The sequence below is a fragment of the Streptomyces sp. NPDC054783 genome (assembly GCF_053611725.1).
Genome location: NZ_JBSHAY010000002.1, coordinates 433,064 through 447,184 on the forward strand (window position 1 = coordinate 433,064; position 14,121 = coordinate 447,184).

A 14,121-nucleotide genomic window follows, 5' to 3' on the forward strand; every position below is an offset into this window, starting at 1 on the left:
CGTCAGTCGTTCCAAAAGCCCTTCATCTGGTCGAAGGGCGGCATGACGCGGATCCTGTCCCGGGCCGCGCTGGGCGAGCGTCCCTGGGTGACGAGCGACCTGTAGACCTGCTCGGCGACCTGCACAGCCTCTGGCGGGGCCATGTCGGCGCCGCCGAAGGGTACGGGGTCGTCCTCGGAGTCCGTCTCGTGCAGGGCGCGCAGCGCCGTGACAGGCACGGTCTCCTCCAACAGGCGGACCAGAGCCTTCACCTCCGGTGCCGAGTCGCGACCGGCCTGCAGCAACTCCCGTACGAGCGGGTGGCTTCGGTTGATCCTGCAGCTGACCTGACCGTTCTCCCGCTTGACAGTCCAGGCGTAGAGGAGTGGATCACCATGCGTTCGGGCGGACACGCGCCCACGGTGCCGGAGCACCTCAGCTGCTCGTGTGCGTGCCTGCGTCGCGATTCGACGCAGGTGCCGACGGAGACCAACAGGGGGCACAACACTGGCCTTGCGGACGTCGACTCCCCAGTCGGTGTCCGTCTCAACCGGAATGTCGACAGCAATGCGTGCCAGGTTGAACCGCTCCTCCCGGCGCATGCCGGGGAGTCCCAGCCAGTCGCCGGCAAGGATCAGACGGTCGCGACGGTAGACGTAGAACCCCTGCTGCCCGAGCCACCCGGCGGGTCCGGCGGCACGGTCGTAGGCGTGCTCCGAGAGGCGTTGGGCGCTGGGAAGCACGAACGCCTCCACCCTGACGCTGTCCTCTCCGAGCGGCAGGTGTTCGACTGGCAGGCGCTGCACGGAAGGGTGTGTGACCAGGAACGGGTCCCACGGTTCGACGGGGGTTCCGGAAACGCGTATGGTCCGCCTGCCCAAACCCGTGAGAAACCGGGCGAAAACCATTCCCAGGTGGGACTCGGTCCGCTCGGCCTCGGCGTAGAACTGCTGTTGTACCTTCTCGTCGGCCTCTCCCACTTCCTGGGAGTGGAATCCTCTGAGGCGTCGCCAGACCACGATGGTGCCCTTGGCGGCACCGTCACGGAGACGGTCGATCAGGGCCGTGGTCTCCGTGTCCGCCCCGCAACGCAGCAGCCACCTGCCCGATGCCTCGACGACGTCCAGGTCCCAGGTTCTTATGCTCCATTCGCCGCCGGCAGAGCTGGCAACGGTGAGTTGCCGTGCCTGCGAGAACGAGGCGGACTTGAGGCCGACCCCGAACCTGCCGAGGTCGGTACTCGTGCGAACGGTATGAGGGCCGCGAGCGGCCACCGTCATGGCGGTCACGAGCTGTTCGCCGGTCATCCCCTCGCCGTCGTCGACCACGGCAATCCAGGAGTTCCCTCCCGCCCAGGTGAACTCCACGTCAATACGCCGCGCTTTGGCGGAGATGCTGTTGTCCACCAGGTCGGCGACAGCTGCTTCCAGCGAGTAGCCAAGAGAGCTCAGCGAGGCGACCATGCCTGCCGGGTCGGGTGCGGCGACCACGTAGTCCTCGTACTTCACACTCATTCTTCGTGCCATGCCCCCGTCGGCCAGAGGTTGTGTGTGTGGCCGTCCGATGTCACAAAGACCGTGAAGGACGACAGCCTTGTAAGAGGCCGTCTCCCTCTGCATTCCCCATCCCCGAGAGCGCGGATGCCCCACCCAGGATCCATGGTAGTTGAAGGCTTGTGAATCCAGAGGCGTGGAGCAGCGATGTTTTCGCTGCGTAGAGGGATTCGAGTCGGCACTCCCAGGATCCTCGACGGCTGGTGGGGTCCTGCTGTCGCGGGGATGTAGCCCGGCCGCTCGTGACTGCTCATCCGTTCTCGCGCTCCGGCTGCCTCAACGGCTCCGTGCGGAAGTGGGGACGCCAACGGTCTGTGGACACACCGATCGTGTCCAGGTGCACCTGGCGGCGCCCAACCGGGAATGACCGCTTGGACACCGCGAAATGCTCTCCCTCACGTGGTAGGTCCGGCTTCACCAAGATGTCCACGAGGGCGTCGAGGCCGGGTGGCGTTCCCAGTGCCTGTACGTACCGCAGGGAGGTGGCGTGCATCTCCGGCACCGGCAGGGGGCGCAGGCAGAGCTGCTGCGGAGTACCGACGCACCACGTCCAGTCGATCGAGTCGAAAGCCGGCCATCCGTCCGGCAACTGAACTCTGGCCGTGCCCGACCGAAGTTCTCCTCTCAGACGGTCAAGCTGGCGGGCAGCGGAGGTGACCCAGTTCTCGACCTTCATGGCCTCGGGCAAGGAGACCGCCTCGATGGGCCATTTGATCTCGATGCACACGCCGACACCTTTGGCCGGGTCCACAACAACCACGTCAAGGTCACCAGCAGAGCGGCCGTCTGCTCTCGTGGCAGGGAGCCGTTCGGCTACCAGGACGCCCGGAGTCGCGCGCAGCCAGTCAGCCCATGCGGTCGCACGTTCCCCCTGCTCTCGCCCGACAGAGCCAAAGCTCCGGGGGTTGTGGGCAGCAGAACGAAGCATGATCGCGTCCACCGCTCTGGGGGTTACCAGAGGCGGACAGATGATCAAGGTGTCACCGTACTGAACCAGTGGAGAGGTTCTGTACGAGCGACCGGCACGGTAGGTGAGCCTCTGCACCGCCAGGGCTTGGTGAGCCGTCGATACGGTGGGGCAGAACTCCGCTAGAAGACTCATCAGCTGGGGGACTCGTAGGTGGGCGAGGGTTGACTCGAGTCTCGCAAGCCTGTGTGCCGTCTCCTCACACAGTGAGGCAACGGCCATGATCACAGCCAGAACACGGACCATGTCCCCGGCCGTCATCCCCTCGCCAAGGGGAAACGTGTCGGGGACCTGCCCCTCGGGCACCGCCTGCCGGTACGCCTCGATCGTCTCGGTGGCGCGGTCAACGGCCGCCCGCAGCACCGCCGGCGGTGGACCACTACGGGAGTCGACGGACCTTGTCGAGATCCATCGGCGTTCTGCCTCGGAGAGCTTTGGAAGGAGCGTGGGCGTCGCGGCTTCGGCGAGGATCATGTCGGCTACCTCGACCGACGGGTTCCAGCGATGGCGCACGCGGAACTTCCCACCTGACAGACGCACCTGGTAGGCGCCCGATCGCACGCCGGTCTCGAGGTGATCCAGCCGCTGGGCCATGGCGGCAAGAGCCGTGACCTCGGTGGCAGACCTCTCGTCGCACGGCCCCGAACCGACAGGGAACTCATGGTGCCAGGCGACAAGTTGGGCCAGAACGCTTTCCCAGGGGAGGTCGGACACAAGTCCTGCCGTGATCTCCATGGCGCGCAGCTTGGTCGCTGTACGCAGAAGGTCGTAGATGCGCTCCGGCCCGGAGTTCCAGGCTGGGTGGGCTTCCACCTGGGCACGGGCACTGGTGACGGTGTCCAGAAGCTCCAGTTCGGGTTTCACAAAAGGACTCCTACTTGTCCCAGACCGGTGGGTGGCTGGGTCCTCAGCCGTGGTGGGGGGCCGGTGGCGGGCAGACCGCCGTTCCGGCCCCCCTTGAGCTCACAGGGTCGGATCCCAGTACCCGATCCTGGAGCCGTCCGGGGAGCCGAACAGGTGCCAGCGGGAGAGGTTCCGGTTCCAGAACTGGCAGGCCGTCTCCGGAAGCTGGAGGCAGCCGTGATCCGCGCCCTCGTTCGTGATCATGCAGTTCGGGTCGTACAGACAGGCGTCGTTGTCGACGGCGCGACTGACGACTGCGTCCAGGTTCTGTTCGAGGACCGTCCGCATGGCGCCGAGACTGAAGTCGCTACCCCCGTTGGGATAGATGGCGAAGGCCAGGTCGTAGGGAAAGAGGTACTCTGACAGGCTCGTCTCGCTGTAACCACTGTCAACTGCCAAGGCTCGCAGGAGCTGGTGGGACAGGGAGTGAAGCAGCCCGAACAGGTCGTGAACCGGCAGGTCCGGGTGTCCGGGCTCTGGACGGGTCTCGTGTGAGAGGGCCTTGCCGTCGCTGGGCCCAAGCTGGTGCACCAGCCACTTGGCGACGCCGCCGGCCTCGTCCAGGGTGTTGCGACTGACGAGTTCGTTGCGGACCAGCCACCGGCATACCCGCTCCCGGTCCACCGGGAAGAGCAGCGCCTCCGCCTCGGTGGGGTGGGCGTAGACGAGGGTCTTCTCGGGGGCTCCTCGTGTGGCCCGCCCCCGGTACGGGACCAGGTCCGCCTCCTCGGGGCTGAACCCTGTCCGGCTGTAGCCGATCGCGAGATAGGTGATCGGGAGATCACTGACCAGACAGGTCTCCTGCCCGAGACCGGCGGAGGCGAGGACGCCGGGATATCGTTTGTACAGGGCTAGGCGTTCGGCGTTGCGTGCCTCTCGCTGGAGACGGGGTACGCCCACACGTTCCAGGTTCAGGACCCGGCGGTAGGTGTGCAGCTCGGCCGCGAGCCCGCGTGCGTCGTCGCTCTCGGTGTCGAGTCCGAGCGCCTTGCCCACCCGGTCCCGCAGATGGTCCACCTCGACCGGCATGAAACGTGCTCGGAGTGCTCGCGCCTGGTCGTGCAGGCCGGCCTCCTCCATCACACGGATGCTCTCGACAACCTCGTCGGGGACGTCAACTGTGTGGCCGTCCGTGAGTCGGCGGAACTCGTCCTCGGTGATCTCACCGAGCCACCAGCCGAGCACGGCAGCCGTGTACAGGGGGTTGCTCTGCCGGGTGGCCTCTTCGGTCGTGGTCACGTTCACGAGTGTCAGGCCCTGGCCGACATGCGCGGTCCCTGCAGTGTGGAGGAGCGGGTTCATGAACTTGTCCGGATAGCTGCACGAGGAGTTGCTGCAGCTCCACTGCACGCCCAGAGGGAAGCCGCAGGTCATGCACTCCCATCGGAAGTCACGGAACCGACTGGCACGGTCGTCGAGCCTGAAGCGTGTGTGCCCCCTGGGGCACTTGCTCGGCGGGTACATGGGCGACATCTCGCCGCACTTGTGCGCGAAGACGAACTGGAGCTGCCGGTTCCCAACAGGGTTGCCGCAGGCGGGGCAGGCCGGCGGCCAGTCGTCCGTTCCGGGGCGCGGGTCACTGGCTGTCCAGACGTGTCCACACCCACTGCTGGAGCAGCGCACCACCCGGGGCCAGATGCGGCAGAAGACCTTGCCCGGCACCACGACTTCGTAGTGACGGTCGGCGAGCCGGTCCTCGTCCCCGGGGAACTCCGGTGCCCGGTCGGTCCCTGCGGAGAAGGCACGCCCTGCGGCCCGCCATCTACGCACGAACCGCATCGCCTCCTGTACCAGATGCTCCCTGTCGAGCGAGGGGCCGTCGAACTCCTCGTCACGCCCGAACTGCACCACTTGGGCCGTGTAGCCGCCGCGGTGATCAAAGGTCTGACCAGGACGGTATCGGTAGAGGACCTGGCCCCGGTCACGGGCCATGTCGTCGTTCCTGGGGTTGAACGCCATCACGACCTCCTGCCGTCGGACACGATGTGGAACGGGATGCCCTCGGAGACGTCGCGGAGGCTTGTCATGGGCCGGTGCTCGAGACCCAGGTAGTCGCCCGTCGCGCGGTACCCCCGGTTGTTCCCACCCGCGAGACCGGCAGAGGCGCCGGCGGAGCGGAGGCTGGCCAGGGCGTGTTCAACCATGTCCTCCAGGTCGCTGTGGAGTTCCTGCCCCTCCGGGCGCTTCGACTGGAAGACGGTGTGAAGGGCCTCCAGCAGTTCGGTGAGCTGGACACCGTCGAGACCTCCGCTGGATGGATCACGCAGGGCGGCCTGCATCTTCGAGAGGTCATGGAGGTGGCTCGGAGCGTTGCCTGCCCGCCACCAGTCGCGGTTCGCGATCTGGAGAAGGTGTCCCATCAGTATCCCGGGGAGGGTCTTGCGCACTGCGAACCTGCTCCAGCGGTTGATGGCCACCGGCTCGACCATGCGGTCCAGGTACTCGTGGAACTTCCCGTGGTAGCGGTAGTGCGAGCGGTCCCTCTCCCTCACCGGGTTGAAGAGCATGAACACGAGGCCGTGGTAGGCCCGGCCGACCCTTGACGACGCCTGGATGTACTCCGCCATGGACCTGGGCATGCCGTTGAACAGCATGAGGTTCAACCGGTCCACGTCGACCCCGTGGCTGACCATGCTCGTTGCGACGACCATGCCCGTGCTGCCGTTGGTGCTACCCAGGTCGTCCAGGACACCGCGGACCTCATCCAGACGTGTTTCGCCCTTGAGTTCCGCCACTTTGAGGTCGGGAAAGCCCTCCCTGCGCAGGGCCTCGTTGACCTGGGTGTCCAGTGAACGGCGGATACGGCCGAAGTCGACGAGCGTGGTCGCGTAGGTGAGGCTCGTACGGTAGAGGTCGACGACATCGCGGAGCTCATCCTCCGGCCAGCCTGCGAGAGCGGGGGGAAGGTCCTGTCGGCGATCGAGTTTCCAGAGTGCCCGGTGGGCGGACGTCAGGATTCTGACCAACGTCATCTCCGCCGTTCCGCGAGTTGGCATGACTCCCACGAATCGGCGAAGCGGAAGGCTCCGGTCGAGCCGCCAGTAGAAGCTCTCGTCGAGGTTGGGCCCGGGGAGTGGCACCACCACCGACCGCAGGCCGAAGAGGTGTTCGCTCTGACGGTCCTCGCCACGGATGGTCGCGGTGGTGGCGACCACCTTCATCCGGACACCCCGGCCGTCGGGCCGCTGCCTGGACGACAGGGTGCGCTGCACCTCCGCCAAGAGACCCTCATAGTGCCCGGAGAACGCACCGAGTTCCTCGTTGACCATGTGGAGCTCGTCGATGATCTCCAGAGAGGGGGAGGGGTCGTAGAGGGGTTCGCCGAGAGGCTTGAGAGGGGTCTTCGGATGGCCTGGCGCGTGACGTTCGTGGCACTTTCCGCCTCGGCCGAAGCCGTGCGGAGGGCACCAGCAGTCCACATCGCCGAAGAGTGCACCGAACTTGTCCGACAGCCCTATGTTGGCGAGCTTGTCCAGGGTTCCGACCACGACGGTCGGCAGGTAGCGGTAGATCTCGGTGTCCACGACGACGATCGGCAGGACGCTCCCGCACTGTTCGTTGCCGCAGACGTGTTCCAGTCTGAGCCGCTGGGGATCCGGCGCCGGGATGCGGACCGATCGTTCACCGCAGTAAGGACAGTCGTGAACAAGTCGGTACGCGTGCCGTTCCTCCTCGCTTGAGCGAAGGCGGTCGAACATCCGGTCTGCGGTCAGTGAGTTGGGGGTGTTGCCCCCACCGGCGTAGAAGCCGATGAAGAAGGGCCACCCGGGGTCGCCGCCGACCTCCCTGAGCAGAGCGGCGTTCTTGTCGCGGACCGTCTCCGCGGCGGCGACGACGTCGAGCTGCCGTTGTGTCTGCTGCAGAGTCAGCAGCCGGAGAGGGAAGCGGCACCAGGCCGAGACCCCGACCCTCTTCCCTCGGGCACGGTCGTAGAACATGCACACCAGCACCAGGCCGAGATACGCCTCGGTCTTGCCGCCTCCGGTGGGGTACCAGACGACGGTTGCCGCCTCGGTCGGATCCACGTTGTTCTCTTCACCCCAGAGCCCTGGGGTGAAGAGGTCCTCCGGGTGCTCCCGCCAGGCAAGTGCACCGAGCTGGCTGACAATGGCCACCAGCTGGAAGAGCCGCCACCCCCGGCTCGGCCGTTTCCGCTTCTTGTTGAGCTCCACCATGGACTCGTTGGCGAGCTGGAAGGCTGTCAGGAGGCGCCTGTCCCGCCGCAGCCACGCAATGCCGTCACGAAAGCGGGCGACCTCCAGTGATGCGGCCTTTCGGTCGGCTTCCTTGCGGTGGGCGAGATCAGGCCTGTCCTGGAGATCCACCGTGCTCCAGGCGGGCGTCTCCAGGTACGCCTCCATCTCGTCGGCGAGGTCGTCGAGCATCGGAAGAGGGTCGGCGGCGAGCGTCGCGTAACCCCAGCGTTCATCGGTCCGGGCCACGGCGCGGTGGGTGTCATGCTGTGGAACCGGCACGCTGCGCACTGCCACGAGCCGACCCTCGTGCCACCGTGGCTCGACGCCGCAGTTGTTCGCGTACGCACCCAGCTCTCCCGAGTAGCGGTAGGCGTCGGCACCGAGGTCCATCACGATGGGCAGGAGACGGTCGCCCTCGACCTCCAGCCCGGCACGGAACAGTGAGTTGTCCCTGGCCTCGTCGCGACGGTTACGGCCGGCGTTGCTGCCCCGGCCCTGCACGGTCACGACGGGATCGGTGGCGAGGTTCTGCAGCGTCGCGGTCACACGGAGCCGTCCGGACGCCACTGGCCTCGATGTGACGACGACGTGCGCGGCGGGGGACGGTACCACCGGGTGCCCGCCCACCTCCCGAGCCAGCCACTGCTCGAAGGCCCCGTCGTCTGCCATTGCGGCAGGTGGGACCAGCCGCTCTCGGCGGTCGTTCCCGACACGGCGGTCGATCCGAGGATCCTGGAGGGCCTGCTTCACAGCCTTGTCGAAGGCATGCTGGAACTCACGTTCCAGGGTCTGACGCAGGCCGGCCTCGTGTCCCAGAACGATCTCCACCGGCCCGACCGTCACACCGAGTCGTTTGAACAGCGGCGCCAGCCGGTACGGCTCCTCGCGCTCACCTGCCCACTCCAGCTGCTGGGCGCGAGTCGGGACAGCCGCGTAGTAGAACGATGCCCGCGCCTTGACGGTGATGGAGCTGGCGTTCTCGGCCTCGAACTCGAACCCGAGGCTGTCCGGCGTCGTGCGGCCGTAGCGCGGGGCGGCTCCACCAGGTTCGACGGCGTGCGGGCCGAGGCTCTCCATGAAGTAGCGAGCACTCGGAGGCTCGCCGAGGCAGATGTCGCCCTGGGCCTCGCCGGTCGCGTCGGTGACCACCGCGTTGACGAGGTGGTCGACGAGGGCAGTCTGCTGGGCGACGCTCGGCTCGAACGGAGGCTTGGTCACCGCGCCTCCCCGTCGGGTCCGATGTACTCCGCCGACAGGAGACGAAGGGGGAGGGGATGCCTGCTCGCACATGCGGAGTGAGGCGAGAGCCGAGACGGCTCAGAAGGGCGTGCCGGTCCGGGCGGACATGCAAAACCGGCCCGCGGGACATGCGTGTCCACGGGATCTCCAAGGTTCGCGAGTCAGAAGCCGCCATGGCACGACGCCATGGCCGGACGTCTTCTGCTTCTCCGAACCTCAGCAGCATCGGACGCAGGCATATGAAGTCACAAGCAACTATGCCAAGTTGATCGGATCTGACGTGATCCTTACCGCGCGATGTCTGAATTCGACACCAGTTGGACGAGTGGAGCGCCGCATGGCGGCGTTGTCATGTTCCTTGCCGGGCGGCGGCGCTGGCCGGCGGCGTGGCATCCTGGGGTTGTGATCAGAGAGCCTGCGGAAGTCCGACTAGGCGAGGACGGGACGGTTGAGATCCCCCTGGGGGTTCTGGCAGAGGCCGGGTTGGACCCCGGGGCCCAGCTCGTGGCCTACAGCGACGGTGACGGACGGGTGGTCCTGCGCCGCCAAGAGGACGCGATTGGGGTCCTGCTTGAGGACGGAACTCTGTGACCGGATGCCAGGGCCTTCTGGAGTGTGACCGGCCCGCCCGTATTAGCGGGTGTGGGGCGTTGCGCCGACTGGATGGCGCTGCTGCACGGCGGAGCGGTCTGGGACGCGGAGCATGCGGCGTCAGAGACTGCCGGGCCTCATCTTGGTGATCGCCCCATGCTCCGCACTCCGCCGGGCTACTGATACCGACCAGACACTGCCACGCAATCGGCTCCGACAACACCGATTGTCATTGGAGGGGAGTTTTTCCTCTTGCAGCACTAACCATGAGCGATCCCCTTGTCAGTGAGGTCAGATCAAGTTACCAAACGGATCAACCGCTACACGGCTAGCTGCCATTAGTCGGGAGCGGCGACCCCTGAGGTCTCTAACTAGTCTGGCTTTGGCAGATCCTGGGTTGAATCGCGCCTTATCTTCTCTGTAAGGGTAATTACGCGGAATTTGAATATTTCGCACAGCGATCTCGGCGAGCAGTGATTCCAGCTGCACCGACTCCTGCTGGCCGCAGTCGGGAGCTAGGTAGGAGATCGTTGCAAAGGCCCGGAGAGTCTCAATTACCACGCGACGGTCACCATGGCGTACCAACAGCGATTCTGCATACTGTGCCCAGTTCTTGACTCCGACCAGGTGCGCGAGCAGCGTTCCCATGAGAGCCTGCCCAGGGTCTTCGGAGAAGGCTGGATCTTGCAATGCATCCTCAACCAACCCGGTCAGCTTGTTACTCGCAAGCCGTTTGGACATCGCATACCACGCCGAGAAGACGGGGGCAAAGAGAGTGATCCTTTCACGTATCTCGTCCAGTTGAGAGGAAGTTAGACCACTATCTTCAGAAAAACTACCTGGAGCCTCCAAGATGAACTCCTTCAGCGATTCATCGCCCGATAGGAGAGCCGCATAGACTGCGTACCCGTTCAAGATTTCTCGGAGAACTTCAGCCTTTAGGGAAGTATCTTGAACAAGTTCGCTGTTGCTAAGTGTCGAAGACGCGAGGGAAAGAGCCGCAGAGTAAGTCTGCAGCTGGGACCTTACCCAAATTTCGTCGGGTTGCTTCGAGACGGCCATCGTTATAGCGTCGATAGCGTCGAGAGCGTCCGTGAATGCTTCATCTTCTCGATCGGGCAAGGGGATATTTTGCTCGTTATCGTCACTGAAGGGCCAAACCTTTTTGACGAGGCTTTCATACTGCTCCTGCCCCGCCCACCCTTCCGCGCATGCCATCACCGTAAAAGGGTCCTGGCCAGCTGATTCCATTTGCGATCGGACGTCTTTGAAGGTCTCGCTAACCTTCTGCAACAAGGACCGGTCACTTCGACGCAGGGCCGCAGCATGCCGAATTATCTGGGAATTTCCGATTGGATCACGAAGGATCCAATCGCGAAATCCCACAGAATCCATTGCTCCTTGGGCAGCAAGAAGGGATAGGAGCGAAGGATGTCTGAATCTTATGCTGCCCCTGTTTTCGCTGAGCACGCGCCTGGAGACGAAGGAGTCAAGTACCGATCCGGGAGGCTCGGACCACCCTAGGCTCTGGAAGTAGGTGAACAAGAATCCTTCAGCATCGACCCGGTTGATCGCCTGCGTGTTCTCTCTGATTAGCTTTTCAGCCAACGCTGACAGAATATGCTGCCGGTCTCGGTAATCCATTTGGAAACGAAGATCCTCGGCGATGTCTCCTCGCCCCAATAGCATTCCTACGTAAGCTTCGAGCACGGCTGTATCGTTCGTTCCGGCACTCCATGTTTGATCGTTTGCGATGATGGACACCAAGGCGGCCATCATTCCAGGCGTTCTCGGTAGCTTCTCTCGATCAAGCAACGCAAGAACCGACTTCATGACGTCCTCGGGGTTCTCGGGTGCAACAAGTTCGATCAGACCTCGAAGCTCTCGCCTGCCAAAATTTCCGAGGTATCTCGTCAGAGCGGTATCTGAGAGTTGAGAGAGAGCACGCGTAATTTCAGGCTCGTCTGAACGCCGGCATCCCAAAAAGAGCTTGCTCTGCTGGCCTTGCCTGATGAGTTCCAGGAGCCGTGCCAGGGACTTAGGTCGGCTTAGGTCTATGTTGTCGACGGCGAGCGCAAGTCGTGGAACCAGATCCTTTGGAGACGCTGGAATCCCAGCTAGTGCGAGTTTTTTCCGGATTTCCGCAACAATACCTGATTGCCCAGATCCAACCGCTCTATGGTCTATCAAAATCGGTGCAAGCTGGTTGTCCATGGCGTAAGCTTCATAGGTCAGCCACTGAAGCGCGCTCGTGAGGCCGCTGGACTCTTCCCCTACGATAAGGAAGAAATTCGTGCCCGCGAAGTCCGACCGAATGTCTGCACGCTCAAGCTCGATCCCGTTTTTGAGGTCTTTGGCGGAAATATACTGGTCTACGGGTAGGGGGAGGAAAACAGGGGGAACTAGCAGCTCGCTCATTGTGCGGTTGTCGATGTCAGGGCTGGTGAGCATGCTTTTCTCTCGTACGGACTCAACAAGTGCCTCTGCGGCTAGGTCTGCAGGGGCGAACCGGCTTTCAGGGAGTTCCGACTTGTCGACTACCGGTTCGAAGCTGATCCGGACGATTCCGTTTGGTGCCACGTTCGAGGCGGCATCGAAGTCATCGCGGGAATCCCAGTAGCTGCGCACAGATATCGTCCCGTCCATTCTCTGTGCATCTATGTCAAGGATCGAGAAAGAGTTGAGGTAATCCCGCGAGTGGTACATGGAGCCTGAGGCGCTGTGGATCATCGTTCCCAAGGCCGCATGGACCGCTTGGGGATCGTCAACGTGTATGTGACCAGTACAGAGTAGGTGGAAGTTCTTGGTCAGCTCACGTTTCACGTCCATTTGATCGAACACTGCCAACCAGTTAATCGGGTGATGCATGACTGCGATGCGGAAATCGGCTCCGCTCACGGCTTGGGCGGCTTCGGATACTTGCCGATCGCCTACCAGTAGGTGAGTCAGATCCCCATCATTGGGAGCTCCTGTTGCCCTCCAGGCAGACGTGAGGGACGCGGCTCCGACTGTCACGTCCCCGACCAAGAAATTGTGAACTGTAACAAGCGGCGAAATTCGGGAGATACTACATCCATCGTAGTACCGTTCCTGGAACTCTAGCCATGGCCCCAGGCGCTCAATATGTTTTGTCAGGGAGTCTCTATCGTCAAGGAGTGCATTGACTGCATCACGACTTGTGAGAAGACTTTGCAGTCCCTGCTCCGAGAATCGGTCGATCTTTGATATGTCAACGTCGTGATTCCCTGGAGCTAGGATAATCCGATCCCTCGGAACGCCCGTGACCTCTTCTATGGGGGCCAAAAGGTGTTGCTCGGCGAACTGATACTGATCCGCGTGCGCGCTGAAAGCCAAGTCTCCACTAAAAACTACGACATCGACAGGTCGATCCTCGCATTGTTTCCCGAGGTCTCGCAGGAATGCAGAAATTACCCTGTTTTGGTCCGCCTCCCAAGTTGAGCGTATATGTAGATCGCTCAAGTGCAGTAGACGCATGGCTGCCTCCCCGCGTAAGGCCCAATTCGTCGGCTCGGCGTGGTGTATTCACACGCCCAAATGGTTGGGTGGAAGGAGTCCTCACTGGAGATACACTATTTTACGCCTGAGCGCCCCTGCCTGCGCGTTCGGCCGAGGCCGTACCGACCTCACCTCCGGGAAGCGGTCCCACCTCGCCCGTCACGTGATCTCTTAGTGGTCGACGCCGTAAATCCTTCGAGGGTTGATCATGCTGTCGGCGCGGCGAGGATTCTTCGTGTCGGCCGGCGGTGTGCTGGTCGAGCCTGGCCAGCAGGTCGTCTAGGTCGGAGGTGGTGAACTTCCACTGGAACGGCTGTGCCGTGGCGTTGTAGCGGTCTTCGAAGGCTCGGAGCCGGTCCCCGACCTGGGCGAGGTCGGTGAAGTGGGCGAGACGACCTTGCGTTGCACGACGGAGAAGTAGATCTCCACTTGGTTCAACCAGGAGGCGTGCATCGGGGTGTGGACCATCGCCGCGTTCGGGAACGCGGCCGACAGCCGGTCGGCGGCCTTCTGCCCGCGGTGGGAGGAGCGGTTGTCGACGATCCAGCACACGCGTTTCGCGCTGGCGTAGGGCTCTTGGGTCATGACCTGGGCGACCAGGTTCATGAACGGGTCGACGCCGGTCTGGGCTCGGTGCGGCCGGACACCCGTGCGGCGTGGACGTCGTAGGCGGCCAGGTAGGCAGGCCACTGCGCCGCCGCGGCTGTAGGTGTTGCTCACACGCGCATGGCACGGGCCTGGCCGGGGGCGAGGGTGGGGTGGCAGCGGCAGCGGGCCTGGATGGAAGTCCATTCGTCCGCGCTGATGACGTACTCGTCCTCGCCCAGCGTCCGGTCCTGCCAGGTGCGGGCGTACAGGTCCAGCACACGGGCGGCCTTCAGCCGGAAGCCGGGGTAGCACCAGGACCGCGCACGCTGTCCAAAGCGAGGCGTTGCCCGCCTGGCAGCCACGAGGTGTCGCGGTCCGGCACTCGAACGCTCCTGGAGCTACCGCTCTCTTGGAACGCTTTAACAAGGGATTAGGGCCTCCTGGGCGGTCCAACACGGGGTGACAACAGCGGGTCCCAGTGTCTCTGGACTTCTGGCTGTCTCAAGAGCGCGGGTGTCGGCAACGCCGCCCCGTGCCGACCGAAACGGCGTCGTTCGTCTGGGACGGGCCAGGGACTTTTCAGGGACTT

General features: G+C 63.8%; 7 protein-coding genes. All 7 read right to left on the minus strand.

Annotated features, from left to right (window positions below; translation table 11 throughout):
* Positions 1-2 precede the first annotated feature (2 nt).
* Positions 3-1,487 (minus strand): ATP-binding protein, encoded by a 1,485-nt coding sequence (locus ACWGJ5_RS06235; protein WP_453308601.1) that lies wholly within the window; start codon positions 1,485-1,487, stop codon positions 3-5.
* A 295-nt stretch (positions 1,488-1,782) separates the two neighbouring features.
* The gene (locus ACWGJ5_RS06240) at positions 1,783-3,363 is read right to left on the minus strand and encodes a hypothetical protein (protein ID WP_453308602.1); all 1,581 of its coding nucleotides are present in this window, start codon (positions 3,361-3,363) and stop codon (positions 1,783-1,785) included.
* 99 nt (positions 3,364-3,462) lie between these two features.
* Positions 3,463-5,361, minus strand: a complete 1,899-nt coding sequence (locus tag ACWGJ5_RS06245; protein WP_453308603.1) for a hypothetical protein — start codon at positions 5,359-5,361, stop codon at positions 3,463-3,465.
* Positions 5,361-8,816, minus strand: a complete 3,456-nt coding sequence (locus ACWGJ5_RS06250) for a helicase-related protein (protein ID WP_453308604.1) — start codon at positions 8,814-8,816, stop codon at positions 5,361-5,363. The genes ACWGJ5_RS06245 and ACWGJ5_RS06250 overlap by 1 nt, the downstream gene beginning before the upstream one ends.
* Positions 8,817-9,719: 903 nt before the next feature.
* Positions 9,720-12,923 carry a metallophosphoesterase gene (locus tag ACWGJ5_RS06255; RefSeq protein WP_453308605.1) on the minus strand — a complete coding sequence of 1,068 codons (3,204 nt, stop codon included), beginning with the start codon at positions 12,921-12,923 and terminating at the stop codon, positions 9,720-9,722.
* A gap of 300 nt (positions 12,924-13,223) precedes the next feature.
* Positions 13,224-13,664: a transposase gene (locus ACWGJ5_RS06260; protein ID WP_453308606.1), complete on the minus strand. Its 441-nt coding sequence runs from the start codon at positions 13,662-13,664 to the stop codon at positions 13,224-13,226.
* Positions 13,661-13,810, minus strand: a complete 150-nt coding sequence (locus ACWGJ5_RS06265; RefSeq protein ID WP_453308607.1) for a hypothetical protein — start codon at positions 13,808-13,810, stop codon at positions 13,661-13,663. Before ACWGJ5_RS06265 ends, ACWGJ5_RS06260 begins: the two co-directional genes overlap by 4 nt.
* Between the last annotated feature and the right edge of the window lie 311 nt (positions 13,811-14,121).

Bases quoted from the DNA above. Each gene is read 5' to 3' on its own strand.
- ACWGJ5_RS06255 (WP_453308605.1), bottom strand. From the start codon at position 12,923: ATGCGTCTACTGCACTTGAGCGATCTACATATACGCTCAACTTGGGAG.
- ACWGJ5_RS06245 (WP_453308603.1), bottom strand. From the start codon at position 5,361: ATGGCGTTCAACCCCAGGAACGACGACATGGCCCGTGACCGGGGCCAG.